The sequence below is a fragment of the Tateyamaria sp. syn59 genome (assembly GCF_007995245.1).
GTDB lineage: Bacteria > Pseudomonadota > Alphaproteobacteria > Rhodobacterales > Rhodobacteraceae > Tateyamaria.
In genome coordinates this window covers 144,100-168,420 of sequence record NZ_VCBA01000008.1, presented here as the reverse complement: position 1 = coordinate 168,420, position 24,321 = coordinate 144,100, and the positions used below count along the sequence as shown (strand labels likewise).

Below are 24,321 nucleotides of genomic sequence, written 5' to 3'. Positions count from 1 at the left end.
TCTAATCCTTGGACTGGGCGACCATCTTGGTCGCCTGGTCCTTACTGCCGACATGGGTGTTTTCAGCGAGGATGTCGGCGACCTTGCTGGGCATGGTGCTGAGCTTGTTGGCGATCACGTGGTCCGTGTCGCCACCCCATTTCAGAACCCAGACAAGGGCGGCGTCGGTCGCGTTCAGCACGCGGTATTGCGGGGCGATGGCGCCGGGTTGGACGCCGTTTGTGGTTTCAATCATCTCCTGTCTCCGAGCACGAAAAGGTGCCCTCACCCGAAAAGAGGTTAACAGAATCAGCCTTTGCCCCGAAGCGATTAACGTTTTGTTTTTGATTAGAGTTTTCTGATGAATTGGTGAATCGTGTGTTGCTGGTGGTATCCGTGCGCGGCCGACATATCTTTGACCTATGCGGTTTTTGGCTGTGGTTCTGATCTTGCTGGGGTCGGCGGTGTCTGCCGAGCCTTTGCGCGTGCTGGCCATCGGCGACAGTTTGATGGCGTGGCACAAGTGGACAGGGCGCGACATTCCTTCTGTCGTGGGCGATTTGCTGGACGCGCAGGTGGAGAATGAGGCTGTTGCCGCGTCGCGCTTTTCCAATGCGTCCGCGCTGGGCCGTGCTGTCGGGTTTGACGTGCGGGCGCAGTTTCGGCAGGGCGATTGGGACGTGATCCTGATCAATGGCGGGGCCAACGATTTTCTGAACGATTGTTCGTGCAGTGCCTGTGATGGCGTGTTGGATGGCCTGATCGGGCCGGACCTGAGCGGTGAGGTGCCCGATTTCCTGATGCGGTTGCGGCAGACCGGGGCGGAGGTGCTGTGGATGGGATACTATGCCAGTGCGCGGTCGGGGCAGTTTGACGGGTGCCGTCCGTATCTGGTGGAGTATGATACGCGCCTTGCCCGCTTTGCCGCGCAGACCGACGGTGTGCGGTTTCTGGACAGCGAGGATGTGATGGACCCGTCAGATCGGTCGCTTTTTGCCTTTGACGGCATTCACCCCTCGCCGTCCGGGGCGCGTCGTATCGGCACCTATCTGGCGCAATCGCTCGCGCGGTAGTTTTCATGGCGCAGTGCGCGCCCTATAGCTGTGCGCATGGCAAGAAAGAGCAGTAAGCGGACGACAAAGAAGACGGCGAAACGTGCGTTTCGGCCCGGCCGATGGCTTTTTCGGTGGTCGCTGCGGGTCGTAAGCGTGGTGTTTCTGTTGGCGGTTGCTGTGACCCTGCTGTGGTCCGTCGTGAACCCGCCGACCACGCTTTACATGATGCAGGAAAGCCGCCGTCTGGGCGGTGTCGATCACCAGTGGGTGCCCATGGAGGAGATTGCTCCGGTGATGGCGCGTGTGGCTGTGGCGGCGGAGGATGCGAATTTTTGCAATCATTGGGGTTTGGATGTGGTGGCTATTCGTCGTGCGATTGACGAGGGCAGCAATCGCGGTGCGTCGACCATCAGTCAACAGGTCGTGAAGAACGTGTTTCTGTGGCATGGCCGGTCCTGGGTGCGGAAGGTGATGGAGGCCGCGATGACCCCGCTGATGGAGGCGCTGTGGTCGAAGCGGCGGATCCTTGAGGTTTATCTGAACGTGGCCGAGTTCGACGAGGGTGTCTTTGGCGTAGAGGCTGCCGCGCGGCACTACTTTGGTGTGGGGCCTGCGGATTTGTCTGGCACACAGGCGGCCCGTCTGGCCGCGATCCTGCCGAACCCCAAGGGCCGGTCGGCGAGCCAGCCGTCATCCTTTGTGCGCAAGCGTGCGGCCAGCATCCTTGACGGGGCAGCCACGATCCGCGCGGATGGTCGTGCCCGTTGTTTCGAGAGTTGAAAAACCGGCGTCCGCCGTGCATGGATGCCTGACCCATTTATAGACCCCGGATTGTCCATGGCCCGCCTGTTCCACGTTCCGCTTTCTCCGTTTTGCCGCAAGGTGCGTCTGAGCTTGGCCGAGAAGAAGATCGAGGTGGAGCTGGTTGAGGAGCGGTATTGGGAGGCAGATCCGGATTTCCTGCGCCGCAACCCGGCGGCCAAGGTGCCTGTGCTGCGTCTGGACGGCGTGATGATGAGCGAGAGTGCCGCCATCTGCGAGTATATCGAGGAGACGCGGCCTGAGCCGTCGCTGATGCCTTCGGACCCTGTGGCCAAGCTGGAAGTCCGCCGGTTGGTGGGGTGGTTTGACGACAAGTTTCACAATGAGGTGACGTCGAAGCTGCTCTATGAGCGGGTGAACAAGAAGGTGATGGGGCAGGGCTTCCCGGACAGTCGCAACGTCAAGGATGGGGCGAAGGCGATCAAGTATCACCTCGATTATATGACGTGGTTGCTGGATCACCGCCGGTGGTTGGCGGGGGATGTGATGACCCTGGCCGATTTTGCGGCGGCTGCGCATTTGTCTGCGTTGGACTATATCTCTGATGTGGATTGGAACCGCAGTGAGGTGGTCAAGGATTGGTATGCGAAGATCAAGTCGCGCCCGGCCTTTCGGTCGATCCTGGCAGATCAGGTGCCAGGGTTTCCGCCGCCGCGGCACTATAATGATCTGGATTTCTGATCATTCTGTCGGACTGGGGGCTGTCTGCCCCCAGACCCCCGAGGATTTTTTTGAAACAGGGAAGAGATGGACCTGAAAGAGCGGGTCATAGGGCGTGCTCTGGATGAGGGGTTTATCATGGCGCGTGTGTGCCGGCCGGACGCTGTGCCGGAGGTGGCAGAGCGGTTGGAGGCGTTCGTTGAGGCCGGGCGCCATGGGCAGATGGGGTGGATGGCCGAGCGGATGCATTGGCGTGGGAACCCCGCAGCGCTTTGGCCCGAGGCGCGGTCGGTGATCATGTTGGCCGAGAGTTATGCGCCGGAGCATGATCCGCTCGCCGTGTTGGAGCGGTCGGAGTTGGCGGCCGTGTCTGTTTATGCGCAGGGGCGGGACTACCATGACATCGTCAAGAAGCGGCTGAAACGGTTGGCGCGATGGTTGATTGCCGAGGCCGGGGGCGAGGTGAAGGTGTTTGTGGATACTGCGCCAGTGCCGGAGAAGGCTTTGGGGCAGGCCGCGGGTCTGGGCTGGCAGGGTAAGCATACCAACCTTGTGAGCCGGGAGTGGGGCAATTGGGCCTTTTTAGGGTCTGTTTTTACCACGTTGGAGTTGGAACCGGATGCGCCGGAGCTGGACCATTGCGGGTCGTGCCGGGCCTGTCTGGATGTGTGTCCGACGAATGCCTTTCCTGCGCCCTATCAGCTCGATGCGCGGCGGTGCATTTCGTATCTGACCATCGAGCATAAGGGCCCGGTGGATGAGGCGCTGCGGCCCGGTTTAGGCAACCGGATTTATGGTTGTGACGATTGTCTGGCCGTGTGCCCGTGGAACAAGTTTGCCGTGGCGGCGAGTGATATGAGGTATTTGGGGGCTGTTGGCGCGCCGCCTTTGGCGGAGTTGGCCGCTTTGGATGATGCGGGATTTCGGGCGCAGTTTTCCGGGTCGCCCATTAAGCGGATCGGGCGGGACCGGTTTGTGCGCAATGTGGCTTATGCCATTGGCAATTCGGGGCTGCTGGAGTTGGTTCCCGCCGTGCAGACGCTGGTGGATGATCCCGATCCAGCCGTGGCGGACGCGGCGCGCTGGGCGGTGACGCAATTGGGCGCGACGGGTCGCGAATAGGCGCGGTAGGCCGCTAGAAAAGACGGGGAGCGGGCATGGCCATTTTGCTGGGTGTGGATACGGGCGGCACCTATACCGATGCGGTTTTGATGCAGGACGAGGCGCGGGTGCTGGCCCGTGCCAAGGCGTTGACGACGCGCCATGATCTGGCTGTCGGCGTGGGTGAGGCGGTGCGTGCCGTGCTTGGCGCGTCTGGTGTGCAAGCTGGTGAGGTGGGCATGGCTTCGCTTTCCACGACGCTGGCGACCAACGCGCTGGTCGAGGGGCAGGGCGGGCGTGTCGCGCTGATCTACATCGGGTTTCGGGAGAAGGATCTGGCGGCGCAGGGGCTGGCCGAGGCCTTGGGTGACGATCCGGTTTGTGTGCTTGCTGGAGGGCACGGGCATGATGGGGCGGAGGCTGCGCCGTTGGATGAAGCAGCGCTTTGGGCTTTTTTAGAGACACATATGAATGCCGTGAGCGGGTTCGCGGTGGCGGCGCAATTTGCGACGCGGAACTCGGCGCATGAGCTGCGGGCGATGGAGATGGTGCGCGAGGTGACGGGGCGGCCCGTGTCTGCATCGCATCAGTTGTCGGCCAAGCTGGGTGGGCCGAAGCGGGCGCTGACGGCGGTGTTGAATGCGCGGCTGATCGGGATGATTGACGCGCTGATCGGGCGGGCCGAGGCGGAGTTGCGGCGCATTGGGATCACCGCGCCGATGATGGTGGTGCGCGGGGACGGGGCGTTGATGTCGTCGGCGCAGGCGCGGGGGCGGCCCATCGAGACGATCCTGAGCGGACCGGCGGCGTCAATTGTTGGCGCGCGGTGGCTGACGGGGGCCGATCATGCGTTGGTGAGCGACATTGGCGGGACGACGACGGATGTGGCTGTGCTGCGCGGCGGGCGGCCAGTGATTGACCGGGATGGCGCACGGGTGGGGCCGCACCGCACGATGGTCGAGGCGGTGGCGATGCGCACCACGGGTCTGGGCGGGGACAGTGAGGTGCATTTTGTGGCGGAGGGTTTGCAGGGGGGTGTGACCCTTGGGCCGCGCCGCGTCTTGCCTGTTTCCTTGATTGCGCATGAGGCGCGGGAAGTCGTTTTGCCGCTGCTTGAGGCGCAGATGCGGAGTGCGACGCCGGGGGAGCATGATGGGCGCTTTGGGCGGGCAGTTCCAGGCGTGTCTGCCGACGGGTTGGTGGCGCGGGATGCGGCGTTGTTGGAGCGGATCGGTGGCGGGGTGCAGGGGCTTGGTGCTGTGTTGCGGACCCGGATGGATCAGGCGGCGTTGAAGCGGTTGGTGGCGCGAGGGCTGGTGCAGGTTGCAGGTCTTACGCCTTCGGATGCGAGCCATGTCCTTGGGTATCTGTCGGATTGGGATGCGGAGGCTGCGCGGATGGCTTGCGTCTTGTTCGGGCGGCGGCGGACCGGGGCGGGGGAGCGTTTGGCTTCCGAGCCTGAGCAGATGGCGCGGATGGTTGTGGACCAGTTGACGCATCAGACCGGCGTGGCGCTGTTGCAGGCGGCGCTGGCGGAGGATGGGTTGGATGAGGGGCTGGCTACTCATGCCTTAATGCAGCGAGGGCTGTCGGATGCGTGCGGGTTGGTGCGGGTGTCCACCGGTTTGGATGTGCCTGTGGTTGGATTGGGGGCGTCGGCGCGGGCGTATTATCCGGCGGTGGGAGAGCGGTTGGGCTGTGAGATGCAGTTGCCCGAAAATGGTGGCGTGGCGAATGCCATTGGTGCCGTTGTGGGTCGTGTAACTGTTCGTCGGAGCGGGACGGTGACGGCGCCGAGCGAGGGTCGGTTTCGGGTGCATTTGCCGACGGGGCCGGAGGATTTTGCCGGATCAGAGGCCGCTTTGGCCAAGTTAGAGACTGTTTTGGCGGAGGATGCGCGTGCTGCGGCGCGTGCTGCGGGCGCGTCGGAGATTGAGCTGCGCGTGTCGCGGGACATTCGCACTGTGCAGGCCGAGGCGCGGGAGGTGTTTGTGGAGGCGACGCTGACGGCGGAGGCCGCTGGTCGGCCACGCATCGCGCAGGCATAAAAAAGGCGAGCCAAGCGGCCCGCCCTTTTTTGAGATCTCTTGTGGTCGCCTTAGACCGGGGGACGACCCCGAACGGCGCGTGCCACCATGGCCACCACGAACAGGATCAGGAAGATCACGAAGAGGATTTGTGCAATCCCTGCGGATGCCCCGGCGATACCGCCAAAGCCCATCAGTGCGGCGATCAGGGCGATCACCAGGAAGGTCAGTGCCCAACCAAGCATTTGTTCGTCCTTTCTATCTATCAGTTGCTGTCTTGAAGAAAGAACGTGGGGCCTTACCGATTGTTCCGAACTTTATTCTGCAGCGCGTTTCGGAAGGACCCAATTGGGCCGTGGGAAGTGGCAGGTGTAGCCGTTGGGGAAGCGTTCGAGGTAGTCTTGGTGCTCTGGTTCGGCTTCCCAGAAGTCGCCGACCGGTTCGACCTCGGTCACGACTTTGCCGGGCCAGATGCCGGAGGCTTCGACGTCCGCGATCGTGTCATGGGCCACCTGTTTTTGGGCCTCGTCCACGTGGTAGATGGCCGAGCGGTAGCTGAGGCCCACGTCGTTGCCCTGCCGGTTCAGCGTGGTGGGGTCGTGGATCTGGAAGAAGAACTCCAGAAGATCGCGGTAGGTGATGATCGAGGGGTCGTAGATGATCTCGATCCCTTCGGCGTGGGTGCCGTGGTTGCGGTAGGTCGCGTTGGGGACATCGCCGCCGGTGTAGCCCACCCGCGTTGCCTTGACCCCCGGTTTCTTGCGGATCAGGTCCTGCATGCCCCAGAAACAGCCGCCTGCCAGTACGGCGCGTTGATCGCTCATGCTACATCCTCCACTTGGTTTAGGTAGTCACCATAGCCTTCGTCCTCCATGTCGTCACGGTGGACGAAGCGGAGGGAGGCCGAATTGATGCAATAGCGCAGGCCGCCGCGGTCGCGTGGGCCGTCGGGGAAGACGTGGCCGAGGTGGCTGTCGCCGTATTTGCTGCGCACTTCGGTGCGGATCATGCCGTGGCTGGCGTCGTGGTGTTCGGTGACGTTGTCGATGGGTTTGGTGAAGGACGGCCAGCCGCAGCCGCTTTCGTATTTGTCGGACGACGCGAACAGCGGCTCGCCCGAGACGATGTCGACATAGATCCCCGGTTCCTTGTTGTTGAGCAGCTTGCCGCTGCCGGGGCGTTCTGTCCCGCTTTCCTGCGTGACATAGAACTCTTCGGGCGACAGGGTCGCGATGACGTCGGGGTTTTTGGTGTAGGTTGCCATGGTGTGCCACTCCCTTCTGTTCGGCCTTTATGTGGTGCGGGTAAAGCGAATTGGAAGGGCGTGACCTGTCCGGATCGCGGACTATCTGTCAGCCAGAAACGCACCTGGAGGGTCATCATGCGCGCTTTTGTTGTTATGCTTTGTCTGCTCGCAGGGCAGATGGCCAGTGCCGGTATGCGGGATGTTACCTTTCCGTCGATTGATGGCGGAACGCTGGACATGTCGGAATGGGCGGGCCAACCGGTGCTGGTCGTCAACACGGCGTCGCAATGCGCGTTCACCCGGCAGTATGAAGATCTGCAGACACTTTATGACACCTACCGCGACCGTGGGCTGGTGGTATTGGCTGTGCCCTCTGATACGTTCCGGCAGGAATTGGACAGTGCGGAGGAGGTGCGGGAGTTCTGCGAGATCGCCTTTGGTCTGGACATGCCGATGACGGACATCCTGTCCGTGAAAGGCATGGATGCGCACCCTTTCTATCAGGCGGTGAAGGACGAGGTCGGCTTTGTGCCGCGCTGGAACTTCAACAAGATTCTGGTTGGCGCAGACGGCCAGGTGATCGAGACCTGGGGCGCACAATCTGCCCCGATGTCACGACCTGTGCGCCGCAGCATCGAGGCAGAGCTTAACCGAGAGTGATGTTTAACGTTACGGCGACGTACCGGTTGTTGTCGTTGTGCCAGTACCGGTCGTCGTGGTGGTGGCAACGGCCGCCATTGCCGCGCTGATTGCGGCAGCTGATGGTGGGGCAGTAAGCGTACCACCAAGCAGTCCGCCGCTTGGCGACGGCGGAGGTGTCGTTGCCGCAGGGCCAAGCGGAGGTGCTGGCGCTGCATCCTGAGCCCCTGCAGGCCCAGCGATACTTGAGAAGACCAGAGCGGTCGTAGCAAAGAAAGAACGAAGCATTCTGAGGATACCTTCCGGTTGGTTTCAAGGTGTCCCTAGGTTTCGTCAGTGTGGGTCATACGCAATAGCGCCGCACTGCAGCAATTGCGACAGGAGGCACCTCGCCGTTTTTGCAAGACGCGCACAGCGAAAGACCGCATGTCGCTGCGGTTTTTGTATCGGGTCGGGACGCTATAGCGCCTCAGCCGATCTGTGCCTCGCAAAAGAAAAGGGCCTGCCGAAGCAAGCCCTCGCTCATCTTTTGTAAAGTCGAACGGGTGTTACTGCGTGCCCGTCGTCGTTGTTGTCGTCGTGCCGTTGCTGCCATTTGAAGCGATTGCAACGACCGCAATGCCGACACCGACAATGGCCGCCGTTGCGGCGGGCGTCAGACCGCCGGCAAACAGTTCGTTGCCCGTAGCGGGGGGCGGTGTGTTGGCCGCGGGCCCCGGTGGCGGTGTTTGTGCTGCATCCTGAGCCACTGCTGGCATCGCAAATCCTGCGAGGGTCAGAGCGGTCGCAGCAAAGAAAGTGCGAATCATTCGAAGGGTACCTTTTCGCTAGTCTGGACCATCCACACAGATTTGCCGCCGGTACGTTATGTACAAGAGCGCTGCGCCGCAGCATCGGTGACAGGAGGCTCCTTGCCGGTTTTGCACCGTGCGCACGGCGAAAGGTTGCGAGCGATTGCGAATTTCCATGTGGTGAGGGACGCGATCGGTGATTTCCTGATCAGAGTGTCAGGCAAAAAAGAAAGGGCCTGCCGAAGCAAGCCCTTTCGAGAATTCTGTTTACAACCAGGCGTTTGTTAAGGTGCGCCGGTCGTTGTTGTGGTCGACGAGGACGACCCTGCTGCAATCACAAGCACAGCTGCGGTCACTGCGATCACTGCTGCAGGCGGTACAGCCAATGCGCCCGCTTCACCTTGGCCCAGTTGGATTTCGTTACCCTGGCCGCCCGAAACGGTCGAGTTCAAGGGCACGTCCTGCGCCAGCGCTGCGGTGGATGTTGCTGCAACCAAAGCCGCTGCGGAAATCAGTTTGAATGTCTTGGTCATGATATGACTCCTATAACGTCCTGAGGATTAGCTAGGACAGTTTCAGCAAAAATACAATCTGCTTCGCTGTTCTGTTCCCGTTTCTGATACATTTTTGCTGCAACGCGGAAAGCTGATCACTTTTTGAGCAAGCGGGTGCGGATATATCCAAGCTCTGGTCCCGACCATTGGCGCGTTTGCCACACCGTCGCGTCGCGTCGGTCCACCCAATAGTCAAAGGCGACGACGCCTTTCCAGCCGGTGCAGTTTTCCTGCAGATGCACCACCGGGAAGGACCGGCCAACGATCACGAGATCTTCGTTCCTGACCATGCGCATTTCACAATCGAGTGGGATCTCATCAATCCCGTTGTTCCCGTTCTTGATGTAGAGCGTATGCTTTCCGGAGATCGGCGCGCGCTGTTGGATTGCCTTGACCGCTGTATCCGCGTCCACGGACCCGATATCGTTGGTGACCCCGCGTGTTGCGGCGATCACGCCGTCGCGCACGGTGATTTGCACATCGTCAGCGCTGCGCCATGTCCGGATGAGGCCCGGACCCGCGTCACGTCGTTCTGAGAATGGCACAAGAAAGGCCGTTGCATCGCGGTTTTCAATTGTCACTTCGAGTGCTGGGACCGTCAGGCTCGCGATAAGGGCTGGCGTGAGTTCTGGAGCCGGGGGCACCTCCTGCCGACCCGCGCGATAGGCGTCCAATACAGTGCGGAACTGGCTGGCCTGCGTGTTCTGTTCGTCGGTGCCGCCGGAGCAGCCCGCAACCAAGAGTGCGGCACAGACCGCGAGGGATTTCAGTCCGTTTATCATTCCCAGACCCTTCCCCAATCTGCATTCAGCTCGGTGATGTGGCCGGTGCGAATTTGTTCGTAGAGGCGACCAGAAACGCTCAACCGTGCGCCGCCGTCCCGTTGTACCGGCCGGATCGTGGTTGATACGGTTTGACGGCTGGGTTGGCCGATGAACCAGCTGGTCGGGACCGTGATGTTGATCCCTTTGTCAAACGAGCCTTCGCCGAATTCTTCGGAACTGACGTCTGTCAGCGTAAAGAAGCCGCCGACGCGCCAGCCGTTTGCGAACTGACGTTCCACGGTGAAGGTGGCGCCGACATCACCGGCCAGATAGCGGCCCACGTCGACCTGGCCGTAGTACCCCTTGCCGAAGTCGTAATAGGCCGAGATGTGGCCCGTTGCGACATCATAGTCCTGAAAGCCAAACCGCTGATCAAAGTCGCGCTGTCTGGCATAGTTCGCCTCGATCCCGAGCCCCAGTCGGCTGGCGGCGGGTTTCCAGAGGAATTCCGCCGAGACGCCACCAAAGAACTGTTCGAGATAGCCCGCTGTTACACGGGCGTAGGTGTTTTTGCCCGTTTTCCATTGGCGCGAGACAAACAGGTTTTCAATCGTCGTGTCACCCGCCTGGGCATAGAGCAGGGCATCGGTGCGCACGCGTGGCAGTACAGAGTTGGATTCGCGACCGCTGTCGATGTTGCCAGCCAGCCTGTGCCGGACCTCGCCACTCAGCAGCCAGCCGGGGGCAAAACGGTACTGTCCTTGGGCCGACAGGCCAACGTCAAGCCGGACGGGACGGTCCGGGTCGAAATAGCTTGGGCGGATAAATGGTCCGAGCGAGTAGCTGAAGCGTGGATAAGCCTGTGTCCCGTCGATTGCGCCGGCGGGCGCGCGGGGCGCCGCGTCCGAGATTTCGGACGCCGCCAGCAACGCGTATGCTGCGTTGGGCCGGAATTCGAGCGTTTCGAGATCGCGCCGTGCAATGGTCGTTGTCGACAATGCCAGGCCTTCGTTCATCAGGACGATGTCAAAGACTTCGACCGAGGGCGGCAGCTGGCGCGCCAGCGCGCGGGCTGTTCTGCCCACCACGATGGCAAGGTTTGCGTAGCGTGAGCTGGACACGCGCGCTTCGGCCCGGTTGGCGGTGACTTGCAGGCTCTCGAGGCGAATGCCGTCTTCGGTCAATTCGGGCTCGACAACGTCGCGCAGGATCATGGGTGCGCTTTGCGAGGCAGCCCAGGCCGTGTCATAGGAGGCCGGGTTTGCCTCGCGCGAGGGTCGGACGATAATCGGGCGTGGACCTGCCAATGTGAACGGCGTGGCCGGACGCTTGGGGTTGAACTGTATTTGGGCGTTCACGCCCAGTTCCGAACCATACAGGTAGTAGGCACCAACCCGAATCGCGTTTGTCCACTGATACTCGACCCCGAAATTGACGCGCGACTCGCGTTCAAAAACGCCGCGCGATGTTTCGGCCTCATAGGCGTCGGGCGAGTATTCCAGCTTGAATCCGAGGCGGTCGTTATACTGCCACTCGATCCCGCCAAACGGAGAGACGGGACCGCGGAACCACTGATCGGTCGCAAGTTCGCCGCCGGTGCCGTTGGGGTCAAATGCCGGGCGATCCTCACCAAAGATCGAGCCGATGGACCCCGAAGAGCCCAGACGCCCCCACCCCAGGCCGGCTGTGACCTTGGCGCGACCGGGCAGGCGGAAGGGTCGGATGAAATTCTTGGTCGCGACCAGGTATTCGCCTGCATAGATGCCGGTGCCCGCAAAGTCCTGCAGACCCACGCTGACGGCGGGACGGTACTGACGTTCCTTGAGCAGCAGGTAGCGGAAATCAAAGCTGCGGTCCCGGTAGGTATCGAACCCGTCCGAGTTCCAATCCTGGATGCCGATGTAGCGGAAACTGGCGGTGATCCGGGGCGAGAATTGAAAGGACAACGTCGTCCGGGTCTGACCGCCGAAATTGGAAATACCAATCGCCAACTGGCCATCCGGCATAGCCTCGCCCGAGGGCGTGTCGATGAGGCCGGGCAAACCGTAGAAGTTCAGGGTCGGGGCAGAGGTGACAACCTTGGGTTTCGGGGCTTCGCGGTTCTGTGCCGCTGCAAATTGCGGGGCCAAGGCAAGGGGCAGGCTGCTCAGGCCGGCCAAAACAAGCGATCTTATCCGCAAAGGCATGTGTTCACTGTCCGGTCGTTCTTTGTTTGTTAAAGCCATTAAACATGGGCCTATACGTTAAACAATCTTGGAGGCATGAGGGCGCCAAACTAGCGGAAAAGCGCGGCTTTCAAGATACAGGCGCAACGAATTCCCGGCTTGCCTCGGGCGCATCCTTGGGCGCGCTGTACCCTTCGACCCAGCGCTTGACTGTGGCCCGAGCGGCGATTTCGTCACTGGCCGCCAGCGCATGACGGAGCGAGCGCATCGCCGACGCCACTTCGATCTCGCTCAGCCCCTCTTCGTTGGTGAAGAAGATCTTTTTGTGGCCGGTGCCGACTTGCGTGCCGCTTAGCGTTAACTCTTCGGTCATTTTCTCGCCCGGACGCAGGCCGGTGAACTCAATCTCAATATCGCCGTCCGGGTTTTGCACATCGCGCACGGTAAAGCCCGCGCTTTCGATCACCTGGCGTGCTAGTTGTTCAATTTTGACCGGCTTGCCCATGTCCAGAACAAAGACTTCACCGCCCTTCGCCATGGACCCGGCCCGCAGGACCAGATTGACCGCCTCCTGCACCGTCATGAAGTAGCGTTCGACCTCGCGGTGGGTGACCGTCAGCGGCCCGCCCCGGCGCAGTTGTTCTTGGAACAGTGGCACGACGGACCCGGACGATCCCAACACGTTTCCGAACCGGACGATGGAGAATTTCAGGCCCTTGGGTGCGGCCACCCGGTTGGCGATGTCTTGCACAACAAGTTCGGCCAAACGCTTCGATGCGCCCATCATGTTGGTGGGCCGCACGGCCTTGTCCGAGGAGATCAGCATGAAGCGTTCAACGCTTGCCTCTGCCGCTTCGGTGACCAGCGTTTGTGTCCCGAGCGCGTTGTTGGCCAGCCCCGCGAGCGGGTTAAACTCGACCAGCGGCACATGTTTATATGCAGCGGCGTGCAGCACCACTTGAATATCGTGGTCGGCCAGGACGCGGCGCACCTGGCGTGCATCGGTGACCGAGCCCAGCAGTGGCACGATTTCGATGTTGCTGCCTTCAGCCAGTTGGGCGAGTTCCTGGTGGATCTGGTAGAGCGCAAGCTCGCTCAGCTCATAGAGCACGATCTTTTCCGGATGATACTCCAGCACCTGACGGCTGAGTTCCGAGCCGATGGAGCCGCCCGCGCCCGAGATCAGGACACGGCGTCCGACATACGCTTCGCCACCGCCGTCCCGCGGGGTCATCACCTCGTCCCGGCCCAAAAAGTTGCGCGCGTTCACTGGTGTCAGTTTGTCGACCAGTGCCTCTTCTCCGATCAGTTGCGAGAATGAGGGCAACGTTTGCACCTCAAGCCCCATCTTTTGCAGACGGCGTGCGATTTGCATCTGTTTGGGGTGGCTTTGCGACGGGATGGCCAAAAGCACGCGGTCGATGCGCCCCTCGGCCACGATCTCGGCAATGCGGACCGGGCTGTAGACCGGCAAGCGCAGGACGTTCAAACCCTGTAGGGCCTGGTTGTCATCGACAAAGGCAACCGGTTCGATCTGTTCGTGATTGCGCAGGGCCGACACCAGCTGCATCCCGGTCGTGCCTGCGCCATAGATCAGCACGCGGCATCGATCCGTTCCCTTTCGATAAATCGCCAGCACGATCTGCAGCAGGATGGCCCGGCTCATGATCGAGAACACGAAAAACGAGATGCCGAAGGTGATCTGTGTTGACAGCGGCAGTGGCATGTTTGCAGCCGTCGTCAACAGCGCCGATGTCATCGCCAGCAGTCCGGAGAAGACCCCGGTCCGCCCGATGGACCCCGTATCATAGTCATTCAGCGTCGATGTGGAGATGCACAGCCACAGCGACAGCGCGACCGAAACGATCAGCATATAGGGCAGGATCGGCACGTACGCGACAAAGCTGTCCCAGGCGGTTTGCGTCGACAGGTTCAGGCTGAATGCAAAGAGAAGCGCGGCTGGAATGAGGCTCGTGTCAATTGCGATCAGAATATTTCGCTTTTGCGTGCGCGAAAGTGACTTGAGCAGATTCAACATGTTGCCCCCTTGGTCCCTCGCCCTTTGTAGGCTTCAGTCACCGCTATCACCTCTACGTATCAAATTCGTGCCGGTATACTGCAGCTGCAGAAAAATCGAAGGCTCCCGCAGCGGAAAAGTGCCAAAAATTGCCTATTTTTTGTGCGTCATCGGCAGCTTCTTACACAAATTTAACGATTCGGTAAGGCTTTGACGCGTTTTCAGCGTCTTCGAAACAGGTTCCCGATGGTTTGAAAGACGAGGTCGAAGTCGTAGCACGTGCTTCGATTCCGTTGGTAGATGAGATCGAGCCGGGCCTTTCGGGGAACGCAGACCTTGCAATAGACCTCGTCTGTTTCTTCGGCGGTGTTACAGCGCGCCAGCAGCCGCCCCTCGTGTTTATGAAATCGGATCGTGGCCAGGCCGGTGACGCCGGGCCGTGATTGCAACACCTGTTCGTAGATGTCGGGAAAGCGTTCGACATATTCGCGCAGCGGTGGCCGTGGGCCCACAAAGGACAGGTCCCCCTTGAGGATGTTCCAAAGCTGCGGGAACTCATCAAGCCGCTTGGCGCGCAGTTTTGCCCCCAGGGGCGTGATCCGCGTATCCTTGTGCCCGCCCGACACCCCCTGATCTGTATCGACGACCGTCATCGTGCGGAATTTCCACAACCCGAAGCTTTCTGTCGGGGTTTTCATCCGTTCGGCCACATAAAACAAAGGCCGCCCCTGTTTCCGCCAGATCACCCAGATCAGATACAGGATGACGGGGCCCAGAATGACGACCAGCAGGCTGGCAAAGAACAGATCGAAGATGCGTTTGCGCCAGGTCATACCGTTTCCTCGGTTTTCCAGTCCTGAACGATACCCGATGCTGTGCTGTCCGTCGGCACAAAGGGATAAATCCCTTCCACCAGGGTCGTATCAAGATGCACTTTGGCGATTGTCCGTGCCGGCGCAGGGCGCGGTTCCCAGTCAAGCCCGGCCGCATCCAGCAGGTCACCCATGCAGACAGCGCCGGGTGCCGAAACATTCAAGGTCGGTGGCAAGTCTGGGGTGCGCGCAAGCCTGTGCAGCACCTGCGCCAGCCTGCCGGGTCCGATGTAACTGCGCGCCGGCGTGCGCCCGTCCGGGAACCGGTCCAGAGTAAAGCCTTGCTTCCAGCCGCCTAGGATCGCGTCGGCCCCGGCCACATTGCCCAGTCGCAGCACCGTGCATGGGTTGCTGTGTTCGTGGGCCATGCGTTCCATCTCGAGTTTGGCGGTGGCGTAGTCGCTTTGCGGTGATGTTGGGCCAGTCTCGGATAGCGCGCCGGGCAGCGCGCCATAGACCGCTGCCGACGAAAACAGAAAGACATGCGCGCCCTGGGCTGCGTCAAGCGTTTGCTGGGCGAGGTTGATGTTCCAGTCCATGGGCTGGTCACTACTCGGCGTCACACCAGCAAGGCAAAACACGGCATCCGCCCCGGTCAGGGCGCGAGACAGCTGTGCGGCATCATTTATGTCGAGCGTCTTTCGGGTGGTCCACTCTACGCTCTCCGGCCATCGCGGACGCAACAGCCGCCCGAGTTTTCCGCCTGCGCCAAGGATCACGGTCCGCATCGCTCAGCCCATTGAGATCTGTTTGTCCGCAGGGACAAGCGCGTTGATCTGGGTAATATGCTCGGGCAGGCAGACCGTTTCAAAGTCGTAGGTGTCGACCACATGTTGCCGCGCGGCAGGTCCGAGGTGGGCAAAGTCCTGCGGCCTGGCCAGAACGTCAGCAACCTGTGCCGCAATCGCTTCGGGATTGAAGAAATCGACCAACAGGCCCGTTTCACCATGGGTGATCGCCTCACGCACTGGAGCCACGTCGCTGGCGACAATCGTCGCCTCCATCGACATGCTCTCCAGCAGCGACCATGACAGGACGAAAGGCATCGACAGGTAGAGGTGGCACGCGCTGATCTGGACGATGGACTGATAGCTTTCGAAGGGCACCTGACCCAGAAAGTGCAGTCGGTCCCAATCAATCAGGTGACCGACTTCGGCCTCCATCTGGCCGCGCAGGCCACCGGGATGCTTGTTCTTGCCGCCATAGGATACGTCGTTGCCACCAATCACGAGGATCCGGGCGTTCGGCCGCGCTGTCTGAATGTGCGGAACGGCGCGCATGAACTGATGAAAGCCCCGCGTGGTTTCGAGGTTGCGGGACATGAAGGTGACGATTTCATCCTTTCGGGTGAGCGGGCGACCGATCCGGCCCAGCGTCACCTGCGCCTTCTTGTTCGGCTTCAGCTTGTCGGTGCGAATGCCGTCGTGACAGACGTAAATCTTGTCGTGGAATTGCTTGGGAAAGCGGTCACGCTGCCAATAGGTCGGACTGTGGGCAACATCCACCACGTTGATGTTCACCTGCGGTACCACGTTGTGGCCATGCATGATGAAAGGCGCGTGTTCACTGACCGGGCTTTCAGGGTCAAAGCCGACCGGGCCGCCGTGCACCGAATAATAGTACTCGAAAAAACCTATCATCGGCGTGTCGGGCAGCACCTCGCGGAAAAAGGACATCTCGCCCCATCCAACATGCCCGATCACGATGTCGGGGGTGAAGCCACCGTTGACGATCTCGCGCAGGGCCATGACGGCGCCAAAACCATTGCCTGCGGCATTCTCCCAGGTGCGCGACAGGCCGTAGGCGTCTTCGTTGGCGGTGTGGTGCGTCTTGTACTTGACGGTCTTCACACCGGCGAATGCGGGGGCGTTCTTGCGCTGCGTCAGAAACACGATCTCATGCGACCCCTGCGCCGCGAGCCACTGGATCAGTTCGCGGTACTGACCCGGCATGTTCTGGTGCACAAAAAGTAATTTCATAAACCAACGCGTCCCTTTTTTGCGTGTAGATACCGCGCGTCGTGGCGCACCGCAATCGCGGCTAAGCGGGCCACATCGACCCGGTGCCGCGCTTTTCCTGGCCGGGGCTCAGGCCAAATGTGCCTCGGTAGCTTTTCGAGAAGTGCGACAGTGATCGGAACCCGCAGGCCACGCAGATATCCGTCACACTCATGCTGGTTTGGCGCAGCAGTCCGCGTGCCTTTTCCAGCCGCAGTTGCAGGTAGTGACGCTTGGGGGACATGCCCAGATGCTTGGCAAAGAGCCGCTCCAGTTGTCGCGTGCTCAGCTCAATCAACTCTGCAATCTCGTCCGGTCGCAAAGGATCTTCGAGGTTGTTTTCCATGATCTGGAGTGCGAGCCCCAGCTTGCCATGCGCCATGTCGGGGCGTGCGCGCCGGGACAGGCGCTGCCCGTGGCTGGCCGCACGCGGATCAGTATAGACCATCTGGTCCGCGACCCACGTGGCCAGGTCGATGCCATAGTCATCCTTGATCCGGTCCAGCATCATGTCCATCGAGGCGGCGCCACCGGCGGTCGTGAAGATGCGCCCATCCTTTGAATAAAGACTGTTTTCGATGATGACGTCGGGCAGAAGTTCGATCAGCGCATCGCGGTATTCCCAATGCGTCGTCACCGTCTTGCCCGCCAGTAATCCGGCAAGGGCAAGGGTGTAAGTGCCGGACGACAGCGCACCGAAATCCATGCCCTTGCGCGTTTCCCGCCGCAACCAGTTCAGGACCGCACGCGTGCTGCCTTCGGCGGCGCGGCTGCCTGCACAGACCACGAGCGTTTCGTCGCGCGAAAGTTCAGGCAGGGCCGCATCCACTGTTGTCGTGATCCCGTTATACGCAGGGACTGGCTCAGCTGTTTCGCCGACGACCCGCCAGGTATAGTATGTTTGGCCTGAGGGGTGCCGGTTGGCGAGGCTGAGCGCTTCGAGTGCGCAGGCAAAGCCCAGTTGGGAATAGCCGGGGATCAGAAGAAAGGCATAGCGCCGGGGCGCTGCGGCCTCAGGCGGCAAGGGCGGCGTCCAGAAGCGCACGGACCTTGCGGGCATGGGGTTCGTTCACAAGCCGCGTGACCTCTTCGCCGTTTTTCATCACCAGCAGGGTCGAGCGGCGTTCCACCTTGAGCCGTTGGGTCATTTGTGACGGCCCGAAGGTGTCCCAATCGACGTTCAGGAATGTGAGGTTTGTATAGGCGGGGTTCTCGGCCAATGCTTCGGCGATCAGGTCGGCCTTGATCTGGCAAGTCAGCGACCACGCGGCCCGGAAGTTCATCACGACCGTCTGGTCTGTTTCACGCAAGCTGCGCCAGATGGCGGGCGTGAATGTCTCGGCCGGGTAGGCGGCGCTGAGGCCCGGAATGGCGAGCGCTGCGGTGGACAGAATGAATGTGCGGCGGTGCATCAAATGGGCTCCGGAACCTGAAACAGTTGGCCCACCATATGGCGGCGTGTCCGGTGCGCAAGAGTTTGCTTATCAGCTTTTGGCCTGTCGTGACACTTGTACCGCAAGAATGCCCGCCGTGATGATCGTGACCCCCAGAATGTCCTGTGGCCCAAGCCGTTCGCCCAGGAGTGCCGCGGCGATGGCGACTCCGAAAAACGGGTTGAGAAAGTGGAACGTCGCCGCCTTTGTAGCGCCGATGCGGGCCACCAAGGCGAACCATATCCACGTGGCGGCGAGGCCGGGGATAAACACGGTGTAGGTAAAGGCGGCAAAGAAGGCCGGGGTTGGTGTGACTTCGATGGTTTCGATGAACGCAGAGGCGATGCCGAGCACGATTGCGCCCACGAACATTTGCAGCCCGACCACCATCATCAGGTTCCCGCCCGAGGACATGGTGCGCATCGACAGTGTGGCGATTGTCAGGGCGATAGCGCCGATGACGCAAAGGGCCACGCCGAACATATCCACCCCTGCATCCAGCCGCGCCGACATGATCAGGATCACGCCCGTGATCCCCAGCACCAGACCGATGATCCCCAGCGGCGGCAGCTTGTCCCGGAACACGATCCAGCCTGCAAAGGCGACTATCAGCGGCATGGTCGAGGCGATGATTGAGGCCAGCGATGCCTCGACCGTTTGCATGGCGTAGAAGTTGAGGCCCAGATAGATCGCGTTCTGGCACAGGCCAAAGATCAGCGTGGCCCGCCATTGGTCGCGCGTCAGGTTCCACGTCTGACCCATCATCCGCGCGATGGCGACACCGATACAGCCAGCAATGAAAAAGCGCAGCGAAGACGCGGCCAGTGGCGGGGCGTGCGTGACGATGATCCGGGCTGAGGTGAAGGCCGAGGACCAGATCAGGGCAAAGGTCAGGCCCATCAGAAGTGCGCGGATGTCCATGACCGTTCCCTTGCGTCTTGGGCGGACGTTCGGGGAAATGTCGCCCAGATGCAAGGCGCTGTTCACGGCCCTTTGCAATGTATGTGATCGCGTTTCGGTGCAGACAGGTCGGGCAACGATGGAGGACCGACATGACCCTGACCCGCCGCGCCTTTGGTGGCCTGACCTTATCCGGTGCCCTGTTGCCCCATGCCGCCTTGTCGCAAAGCGTCAGCGCTTTGGATGCGATGCGCGCGCCCTTGTCTGCACCCACGACCGAGTTTGAAGCGGCGTTGAAGTGGGTGGAAGAGCGCGGACAGCCTGACATGGCCGCACCTCTGATCACCGCGTTGCGCTTTTCGCGCTCCCGCGGTCCGCAGATTGCACAGGTGTTGGAGGCGATCACGGGCGAGGAATACTTCACCGACTGGTTCCAGTGGATGCTGTGGCAGGAGCAGAACCCGCAGATCAAGCCTCATCCCGACTTTCCGACCTACAAGCGGGAGGTGATGCTGCGGATTGATGACAATTTCGATCTGTTCCTGCGGCCCGAGCATATCCAACCCGATCAGATGCGCATCCGGCTGGAGGAGATTGCCTGGGGCGGGGTGGTGAAGGACGGTATCCCGTCACTCGACAATCCGGAACTGATTGCGGCGGGTGACGCCGACTATCTGCGCGGGGACGATCTGGTTTTTGGCGTGTCGATCAATGGGGACGTGCGCGCCTATCCGCTGCGGATCATGGGTTGGCACGAGATGTTCAACGAGGTGATAGGTGGCGTGCCGGTGGCGTTGGCCTATTGCACGCTTTGCGGGTCGGGCATTCTGTTTGAAACGGATGTGCCGGGGCGGACGAAGCCGCTGGTGTTTGGGTCGTCTGGGTTCCTCTATCGCTCAAACAAGCTAATGTTCGACCGCGAGACGCATTCGCTGTGGAACCAGTGGACGGGCAAGCCGGTGAACGGCCCACTTGTGGATAGCGGGATCGAGCTGCAGCAGCGCCCTGTGGTCATCACGACGTGGGACAGTTGGAAAGCGTCGAATCCGGGGACCAAGGTGTTGAGCCTGAACACCGGGCACCGGCGCGATTATGGGTCGGGTGTGGTCTATAATGACTATTTTGCCTCGCCCGACCTGATGTTCCCGGCGGTTGTGGATCAACGGGACCATGCGCAGAAAGACTACATCTTTGCCGTGCGCGAGTTCGGGGCCGCGCGGGGATGGCCGTTGGAGGCCTTCAACGGGCGACCGCTCATCAATGATGGGATCGCCGATACGCCGCTGTTGCTGATTGGAGATACCGGCAAACGCAGCGTGCGGGCCTATGAGCGCGGCGACAGGACCTTTACCCAGTCTGGCGGTAAGATCGCGGATCAGAACGGAGAGGCGTGGCGCGTGACCGAGGATGCGTTGCTGGGCCCGGATGGCGCCCGGTTGCAGCGGGTTGCTGGGCATATCAGCTATTGGTTTGCCTGGGACAACTACTTGGGCGATGCGGCCACGGTGTTCGACGGCTGAACAAAAAAGGGCCGCCCGACAGGCGACCCTTAGAAAACCTTGCGAAAGCTGGGCTTAGCCGTTCACGCTGTCCTTCAGCGCTTTGGCGATGGTCATTTTCACGACCTTGTCCGCTTCCTTCTTGAACTGCTCACCCGTGGCAGGGTTGCGCACCATGCGCTCGGGACGCTCGCGGCAGTAGATCTTGCCAACGCCCGGCAGAGTGACTGCGCCGCCGCCTGACACTTCCTTGGTGATCAGGCCACAGATCGCGTCAAGCGCGCCGCCTGCGGATTTCTTGTCTGTCCCCATTTCCTCAGCCAGCGCGGCGACGAGTTGGGTTTTTGTCATTGGTTTTGCCATTTCATGGTCTCCTTCGTCTGCCCGAGTTCTTGGGCCTCTGATCCGCAATATAACGGAATGTTGTGCGAACACACAACGAATAGTGGCTCATGGCAAGCCAAAATAAGGGGTTTTCCGCTGTTTTTCGCCGTTTACGTGCTGTCAGGCGGCCCTTACAGGAAGGCGGTTTCCTCGAACGAGCGCAATTTCCGGCTGTGGATGCGTTCCAGCGGCATGGTCCGCAGGTGCTCCATCGCCCGAATTCCGATCATCAGATGGCGTGCCACCTGTTCCTTGTAGAAGTTCGAGGCCATGCCCGGCAGCTTCAATTCGCCATGCAGCGGCTTGTCGGACACGCATAGAAGCGTGCCGTAGGGCACCCGGAACCTGTAGCCATTTGCCGCAATCGTGGCGCTTTCCATGTCGAGCGCGATGGCACGCGATTGGGACAGGCGCTGCACTGGCCCGTGCTGGTCGCGCAGTTCCCAGTTGCGGTCGTCATAGCTGGCGACGGTGCCTGTGCGCATGATGCGCTTGAGCTCATAGCCCTTCAGTTGCGTGGTCTCGGCCACCGCCTCCTCCAGTGCAATCTGGATTTCGGCCAGCGCGGGGATCGGAACCCAAGGCGGCAGGTCGTTGTCGAGGACGTTGTCCTCTCGCAGATAGGCGTGGGCGAGAACGAAGTCGCCAAGGGCTTGAGAGTTGCGCAGGCCCGCGCAGTGCCCGACCATCAGCCAGGCATGGGGCCGTAGAACGGCGATGTGGTCGGTGGCCGTTTTGGCGTTCGATGGGCCGACGCCGATATTGACAAGCGTGATCCCCGACCCGTCCTCGCGCTTGAGGTGGTAGGTGGGCATTTGCGGCATCTTGGGGCTGGCGGGCAGGTCCTGATCGCCCGCCGTGATCTCGGCATTGCCGGTCGAGACGAAGGAAGTGTAGCCGCTGTCAGGGTCGTCGAGTTGCGCGCGGGCATAGGCTTCGAACTCGGAGACGTAGAACTGGTAGTTCGTGAACAGCACGTGGTTCTGGAAGTGGTGCGCGTCTGTTGCGGTGTAGTGCGACAGCCGCGCCAGCGAGTAGTCGATGCGCTGGGCTGTGAACGGGGCCAGCGGGCCGATGCCGCCGACAGGCTCATACGTGCCGTTGACGATGTCGTCGTTGGTGTTGGTCAGGTCCGGCACGTCAAAGACGTCGCGCAGGGGAAAGGCGGCAGCCCCTTCCTGCGGGACGGTGATGTTCTTTTCATTGGCCACGGCGAAATGCACCGGCATGGGTGTGTTGGAATAGCCGATCTCGACCGGTTGGCCGTGGTTCGTGATCAACAGGCCGATCTGTTGGGTCAGGTAGTTCTTGAACAGGTCGGGGCGCGTGACCGTCGTGGCGTAGGTACCGGGATCGGCCACATGGCCGAAGCTGAGCCGTGTGTCGACCTGCGCGTAGGTGGATGTGGTGAAGCGTATTTCAGGGTAGTAGGCGCGCACGCGCCCTTCGGGTGCGCCGTGTTCCATTGCGTGCTGGAACTGCTGGCTGAGGAACTCGACGGCATCGTCATAAAGCTCCTGCAGGTGGGCCACTGCGGCCTTGGCGTCGTGGAATTCGGTGTGGCCGTGACCGGCCTGTTCAAGTGTTCTCATGTTGTTGGCTCAAGGACTGGAATGAAATCAAACGTGCGGACATCGACCAGTCCCAGGTCAGAGATGCGCAGTTCAGGAATGACGACCAACGCCAGCAGCGAGTGCTGCATATAGGCGTTGTTCAGGGTGCAGCCGCAATCGACCATGGCCTGCACCATCTGATCGGCCTTGGCGGCGACATCGCGGGCGGGGCTGTCGGACATCAGGCCCGCGATGGGCAGTTCGACCAGCGCCAGTTCTTTGCCGTCGCGGAAGATGGTGATGCCACCGCCGACCTCGGCCAGCCGGTTGGCGGCAAGGGCCATCTGCTCGCGGTTGGTGCCGACGACGATCATATGGTGGCTGTCATGCGCCACGGTCGAGGCCATGGCCATTTTGCCCTGGTAATTGAATCCAGATACAAGCGCATTGGTCACGCCACCGGTCGCCCGATGCCGTTCGACCAGTGCGATCTGGCAGGTGTCGCCGTGGGGTTCGACCTTGCCATCGCTGACGGGCATGTCGCGTTTCAGGGCCTTGGTGGGCGCCTGGTTCTCGACCACGCCGATGACGTTGGCGGTGACGGAGTTGCGGCCCTCGGGCGCTGCAATTTCGAAGTCGGCAGCGGTTTTCGGTGCGCCCATGTTTACCGTAGCTCGCGCCTTGGCGGGCCAGTCGAGATGGGGGCAATCAACCGTCAAGTCGCCGTTGATAGAGACTGTTTTTCCGCGCGCGATGACCTGTTCAATTGGTAGCCTTTTGAGATCAGAGGTCAGGATCATGTCCGCCCGGCGGCCTGGGGTGAGCGACCCGATCTCACGCTCCAGCCCGAAATGGGTGGCCGTGTTGATCGTCGCCATTTGCAGCGCCACGAGCGGGTCGCATCCGCACTCAATGGCGTGCCGGACAACGCGGTTCATGTGCCCGTCATTCACCAGCGTGCCGGAGTGGCAGTCGTCGGTGCACAGGATCATGTTGCGGGGGTCGAGCCCCTTTTCAGTGATGGCCGTGATCTGCGTTTCCACGTCATACCACGCGCTGCCCAGCCGGATCATGGATCGCATGCCTTGGCGCATGCGCGCGATGGCGTCGGCCTCGCATGTGCCTTCGTGATCGTCAGCCGGTCCACCAGCGACGTAGGCCGCGAAATCTGACCCTAAATCGAGGGATGCGTAGTGTCCTCCGACGGTTTTACCTGCGCGCTGGGTCGCGGCAACCTCCGCCAGCATTTGAGGGTCGGCATTGGCCATGCCGGGAAAATTCATCATCTCGCCCAGACCGATGATGCCTGGCCATGCCATGGCCTCGGCCACATCCTCGGCGCTGATCTCGTAGCCTGTCGTCTCCATCCCCGGCGCGGAGGGCGCGCAGGAGGGCATTTGCGTCCAGATGTTCACGGGCTGCATCAGCGCCTCGTCATGCATCAGGCGCACGCCTTCAAGGCCAAGGACGTTCGCAATCTCATGCGGGTCGGTGAACATGGTTGTGGTGCCGTGCGGAATGACAGCGGCGGCAAACTCGGCGGGGGTCAGCATGCCCGACTCGATATGCATGTGCCCGTCGCACAGGCCGGGGATCATGTAGCGACCTTTGGCTTCGATGATCTCGGTCTCCGGCCCGATCTGGGCGCTGGCGTCGGGCAAGACACAGGCGATGCGCCCGTGTTTGATGGCAATGTCGTGGTCCGGCAGCGCTTCGCGCGTGTGGACGTTGACCCAGATGCCGCCGCGAATGACTGTATCGGCGGGCGCGCGGCCAGCGGCGACATTCACAAGGTCAGGGGCAACGTCAGGCCAAGCGGGGAAGGGGGTGGAAGAAAGGTCGTGTTCCATGACCCAATATTTC

At 61.3% G+C, this 24,321-nt stretch carries 25 protein-coding genes; 7 read left to right on the top strand and 18 right to left on the bottom strand.

The window, feature by feature from the left end; translation table 11 throughout:
• Position 1 precedes the first annotated feature (1 nt).
• The gene (locus FD715_RS16155) at positions 2 to 235 is read right to left on the bottom strand and encodes a hypothetical protein (protein ID WP_147112035.1); all 234 of its coding nucleotides are present in this window, start codon (positions 233 to 235) and stop codon (positions 2 to 4) included.
• Between the two features lie 166 nt (positions 236 to 401).
• Between FD715_RS16155 and FD715_RS16150 the strand changes: the two genes are divergently transcribed.
• From FD715_RS16150 to FD715_RS16130, 5 genes are all read left to right on the top strand, one after another.
• A complete protein-coding gene (locus FD715_RS16150; RefSeq protein ID WP_147112032.1) occupies positions 402 to 1,052 on the top strand; it encodes an SGNH/GDSL hydrolase family protein in 651 nt (216 codons plus the stop codon).
• 36 nt (positions 1,053 to 1,088) lie between these two features.
• Entirely contained in the window at positions 1,089 to 1,814 is a 726-nt protein-coding gene (gene mtgA, locus FD715_RS16145) for a monofunctional biosynthetic peptidoglycan transglycosylase (RefSeq protein ID WP_147112029.1), read from the top strand.
• A 57-nt stretch (positions 1,815 to 1,871) separates the two neighbouring features.
• Complete coding sequence (locus FD715_RS16140) at positions 1,872 to 2,537, top strand: glutathione S-transferase family protein (RefSeq protein WP_039684904.1); 666 nt, start codon at positions 1,872 to 1,874, stop codon at positions 2,535 to 2,537.
• A 66-nt stretch (positions 2,538 to 2,603) separates the two neighbouring features.
• Entirely contained in the window at positions 2,604 to 3,638 is a 1,035-nt protein-coding gene (queG, locus tag FD715_RS16135; RefSeq protein WP_147112025.1) for a tRNA epoxyqueuosine(34) reductase QueG, read from the top strand.
• A gap of 35 nt (positions 3,639 to 3,673) precedes the next feature.
• Positions 3,674 to 5,665 carry a hydantoinase/oxoprolinase N-terminal domain-containing protein gene (locus tag FD715_RS16130; protein WP_147112022.1) on the top strand — a complete coding sequence of 664 codons (1,992 nt, stop codon included), beginning with the start codon at positions 3,674 to 3,676 and terminating at the stop codon, positions 5,663 to 5,665.
• Positions 5,666 to 5,715: 50 nt separating this feature from the next.
• Here the strand turns inward: FD715_RS16130 and FD715_RS16125 are convergent, their stop codons facing one another.
• From FD715_RS16125 to msrB, 3 genes are all read right to left on the bottom strand, one after another.
• The gene (locus FD715_RS16125) at positions 5,716 to 5,889 is read right to left on the bottom strand and encodes a DUF1328 domain-containing protein (RefSeq protein ID WP_076629672.1); all 174 of its coding nucleotides are present in this window, start codon (positions 5,887 to 5,889) and stop codon (positions 5,716 to 5,718) included.
• A 72-nt stretch (positions 5,890 to 5,961) separates the two neighbouring features.
• The gene (msrA, locus tag FD715_RS16120) at positions 5,962 to 6,468 is read right to left on the bottom strand and encodes a peptide-methionine (S)-S-oxide reductase MsrA (RefSeq protein WP_147112019.1); all 507 of its coding nucleotides are present in this window, start codon (positions 6,466 to 6,468) and stop codon (positions 5,962 to 5,964) included.
• Entirely contained in the window at positions 6,465 to 6,908 is a 444-nt protein-coding gene (gene msrB / locus FD715_RS16115) for a peptide-methionine (R)-S-oxide reductase MsrB (protein WP_147112016.1), read from the bottom strand. The genes msrA and msrB overlap by 4 nt, the downstream gene beginning before the upstream one ends.
• 117 nt (positions 6,909 to 7,025) lie before the next feature.
• Between msrB and FD715_RS16110 the strand changes: the two genes are divergently transcribed.
• Complete coding sequence (locus FD715_RS16110) at positions 7,026 to 7,550, top strand: glutathione peroxidase (RefSeq protein ID WP_147112012.1); 525 nt, start codon at positions 7,026 to 7,028, stop codon at positions 7,548 to 7,550.
• Between the two features lie 527 nt (positions 7,551 to 8,077).
• On the opposite strand, the gene FD715_RS16105 is transcribed toward FD715_RS16110, so the two are convergent.
• From FD715_RS16105 to FD715_RS16055, 11 genes are all read right to left on the bottom strand, one after another.
• On the bottom strand, positions 8,078 to 8,338 hold the full coding sequence (locus tag FD715_RS16105; protein WP_147112009.1) for a hypothetical protein: 261 nt from the start codon (positions 8,336 to 8,338) through the stop codon (positions 8,078 to 8,080).
• A gap of 266 nt (positions 8,339 to 8,604) precedes the next feature.
• Positions 8,605 to 8,853 carry a hypothetical protein gene (locus FD715_RS16100; RefSeq protein WP_147112006.1) on the bottom strand — a complete coding sequence of 83 codons (249 nt, stop codon included), beginning with the start codon at positions 8,851 to 8,853 and terminating at the stop codon, positions 8,605 to 8,607.
• A gap of 116 nt (positions 8,854 to 8,969) precedes the next feature.
• Positions 8,970 to 9,656, bottom strand: coding sequence for a YjbF family lipoprotein (locus FD715_RS16095; protein WP_147112003.1), 687 nt, complete (start codon positions 9,654 to 9,656; stop codon positions 8,970 to 8,972).
• Positions 9,653 to 11,767, bottom strand: a complete 2,115-nt coding sequence (locus FD715_RS16090; RefSeq protein ID WP_223274923.1) for a YjbH domain-containing protein — start codon at positions 11,765 to 11,767, stop codon at positions 9,653 to 9,655. Before FD715_RS16090 ends, FD715_RS16095 begins: the two co-directional genes overlap by 4 nt.
• A 166-nt stretch (positions 11,768 to 11,933) precedes the next feature.
• Positions 11,934 to 13,841, bottom strand: a complete 1,908-nt coding sequence (locus FD715_RS16085) for a nucleoside-diphosphate sugar epimerase/dehydratase (RefSeq protein ID WP_147111997.1) — start codon at positions 13,839 to 13,841, stop codon at positions 11,934 to 11,936.
• A 200-nt stretch (positions 13,842 to 14,041) separates the two neighbouring features.
• Complete coding sequence (locus FD715_RS16080) at positions 14,042 to 14,653, bottom strand: sugar transferase (RefSeq protein WP_147111994.1); 612 nt, start codon at positions 14,651 to 14,653, stop codon at positions 14,042 to 14,044.
• Positions 14,650 to 15,420 carry an NAD(P)-dependent oxidoreductase gene (locus FD715_RS16075; protein ID WP_147111991.1) on the bottom strand — a complete coding sequence of 257 codons (771 nt, stop codon included), beginning with the start codon at positions 15,418 to 15,420 and terminating at the stop codon, positions 14,650 to 14,652. The genes FD715_RS16080 and FD715_RS16075 overlap by 4 nt, the downstream gene beginning before the upstream one ends.
• A gap of 3 nt (positions 15,421 to 15,423) precedes the next feature.
• Positions 15,424 to 16,671 carry a glycosyltransferase family 4 protein gene (locus FD715_RS16070; protein WP_147111988.1) on the bottom strand — a complete coding sequence of 416 codons (1,248 nt, stop codon included), beginning with the start codon at positions 16,669 to 16,671 and terminating at the stop codon, positions 15,424 to 15,426.
• A 61-nt stretch (positions 16,672 to 16,732) separates the two neighbouring features.
• Positions 16,733 to 17,749: a GlxA family transcriptional regulator gene (locus FD715_RS16065; RefSeq protein WP_147111985.1), complete on the bottom strand. Its 1,017-nt coding sequence runs from the start codon at positions 17,747 to 17,749 to the stop codon at positions 16,733 to 16,735.
• Complete coding sequence (locus tag FD715_RS16060; protein ID WP_147111982.1) at positions 17,703 to 18,101, bottom strand: thioredoxin family protein; 399 nt, start codon at positions 18,099 to 18,101, stop codon at positions 17,703 to 17,705. The genes FD715_RS16065 and FD715_RS16060 overlap by 47 nt, the downstream gene beginning before the upstream one ends.
• A gap of 72 nt (positions 18,102 to 18,173) precedes the next feature.
• Entirely contained in the window at positions 18,174 to 19,043 is an 870-nt protein-coding gene (locus FD715_RS16055; protein WP_147112259.1) for a DMT family transporter, read from the bottom strand.
• A 131-nt stretch (positions 19,044 to 19,174) separates the two neighbouring features.
• On the opposite strand from FD715_RS16055, the gene FD715_RS16050 reads away from it, so the two are divergent.
• Positions 19,175 to 20,542 carry a DUF3179 domain-containing protein gene (locus FD715_RS16050; protein WP_147111979.1) on the top strand — a complete coding sequence of 456 codons (1,368 nt, stop codon included), beginning with the start codon at positions 19,175 to 19,177 and terminating at the stop codon, positions 20,540 to 20,542.
• Between the two features lie 54 nt (positions 20,543 to 20,596).
• Here FD715_RS16050 and FD715_RS16045 read toward each other — a convergent pair whose 3' ends face one another.
• The 3 genes from FD715_RS16045 to ade form a co-directional block, all read right to left on the bottom strand.
• A complete protein-coding gene (locus tag FD715_RS16045) occupies positions 20,597 to 20,884 on the bottom strand; it encodes an HU family DNA-binding protein (protein ID WP_039684873.1) in 288 nt (95 codons plus the stop codon).
• A gap of 152 nt (positions 20,885 to 21,036) precedes the next feature.
• Positions 21,037 to 22,497 carry an AMP nucleosidase gene (locus FD715_RS16040; RefSeq protein WP_147111976.1) on the bottom strand — a complete coding sequence of 487 codons (1,461 nt, stop codon included), beginning with the start codon at positions 22,495 to 22,497 and terminating at the stop codon, positions 21,037 to 21,039.
• On the bottom strand, positions 22,494 to 24,308 hold the full coding sequence (gene ade, locus FD715_RS16035) for an adenine deaminase (protein WP_147111973.1): 1,815 nt from the start codon (positions 24,306 to 24,308) through the stop codon (positions 22,494 to 22,496). Before ade ends, FD715_RS16040 begins: the two co-directional genes overlap by 4 nt.
• Between the last annotated feature and the right edge of the window lie 13 nt (positions 24,309 to 24,321).

Coding starts and splice junctions, on each gene's coding strand:
- FD715_RS16150 (WP_147112032.1), top strand. CDS start 402: ATGCGGTTTTTGGCTGTGGTTCTGATCTTGCTGGGGTCGGCGGTGTCT.
- FD715_RS16045 (WP_039684873.1), bottom strand. CDS start 20,884: ATGGCAAAACCAATGACAAAAACCCAACTCGTCGCCGCGCTGGCTGAG.
- FD715_RS16055 (WP_147112259.1), bottom strand. CDS start 19,043: ATGGACATCCGCGCACTTCTGATGGGCCTGACCTTTGCCCTGATCTGG.
- queG (WP_147112025.1), top strand. CDS start 2,604: ATGGACCTGAAAGAGCGGGTCATAGGGCGTGCTCTGGATGAGGGGTTT.
- ade (WP_147111973.1), bottom strand. CDS start 24,308: ATGGAACACGACCTTTCTTCCACCCCCTTCCCCGCTTGGCCTGACGTT.
- FD715_RS16075 (WP_147111991.1), bottom strand. CDS start 15,420: ATGCGGACCGTGATCCTTGGCGCAGGCGGAAAACTCGGGCGGCTGTTG.
- FD715_RS16065 (WP_147111985.1), bottom strand. CDS start 17,749: ATGCCCGCAAGGTCCGTGCGCTTCTGGACGCCGCCCTTGCCGCCTGAG.
- FD715_RS16155 (WP_147112035.1), bottom strand. CDS start 235: ATGATTGAAACCACAAACGGCGTCCAACCCGGCGCCATCGCCCCGCAA.
- FD715_RS16060 (WP_147111982.1), bottom strand. CDS start 18,101: ATGCACCGCCGCACATTCATTCTGTCCACCGCAGCGCTCGCCATTCCG.
- FD715_RS16125 (WP_076629672.1), bottom strand. CDS start 5,889: ATGCTTGGTTGGGCACTGACCTTCCTGGTGATCGCCCTGATCGCCGCA.
- FD715_RS16095 (WP_147112003.1), bottom strand. CDS start 9,656: ATGATAAACGGACTGAAATCCCTCGCGGTCTGTGCCGCACTCTTGGTT.
- FD715_RS16070 (WP_147111988.1), bottom strand. CDS start 16,671: ATGAAATTACTTTTTGTGCACCAGAACATGCCGGGTCAGTACCGCGAA.
- FD715_RS16110 (WP_147112012.1), top strand. CDS start 7,026: ATGCGCGCTTTTGTTGTTATGCTTTGTCTGCTCGCAGGGCAGATGGCC.
- msrB (WP_147112016.1), bottom strand. CDS start 6,908: ATGGCAACCTACACCAAAAACCCCGACGTCATCGCGACCCTGTCGCCC.
- FD715_RS16040 (WP_147111976.1), bottom strand. CDS start 22,497: ATGAGAACACTTGAACAGGCCGGTCACGGCCACACCGAATTCCACGAC.
- FD715_RS16140 (WP_039684904.1), top strand. CDS start 1,872: ATGGCCCGCCTGTTCCACGTTCCGCTTTCTCCGTTTTGCCGCAAGGTG.
- FD715_RS16080 (WP_147111994.1), bottom strand. CDS start 14,653: ATGACCTGGCGCAAACGCATCTTCGATCTGTTCTTTGCCAGCCTGCTG.
- FD715_RS16130 (WP_147112022.1), top strand. CDS start 3,674: ATGGCCATTTTGCTGGGTGTGGATACGGGCGGCACCTATACCGATGCG.
- FD715_RS16050 (WP_147111979.1), top strand. CDS start 19,175: ATGACCCTGACCCGCCGCGCCTTTGGTGGCCTGACCTTATCCGGTGCC.
- FD715_RS16105 (WP_147112009.1), bottom strand. CDS start 8,338: ATGATTCGCACTTTCTTTGCTGCGACCGCTCTGACCCTCGCAGGATTT.
- msrA (WP_147112019.1), bottom strand. CDS start 6,468: ATGAGCGATCAACGCGCCGTACTGGCAGGCGGCTGTTTCTGGGGCATG.
- FD715_RS16100 (WP_147112006.1), bottom strand. CDS start 8,853: ATGACCAAGACATTCAAACTGATTTCCGCAGCGGCTTTGGTTGCAGCA.
- FD715_RS16085 (WP_147111997.1), bottom strand. CDS start 13,841: ATGTTGAATCTGCTCAAGTCACTTTCGCGCACGCAAAAGCGAAATATT.
- mtgA (WP_147112029.1), top strand. CDS start 1,089: ATGGCAAGAAAGAGCAGTAAGCGGACGACAAAGAAGACGGCGAAACGT.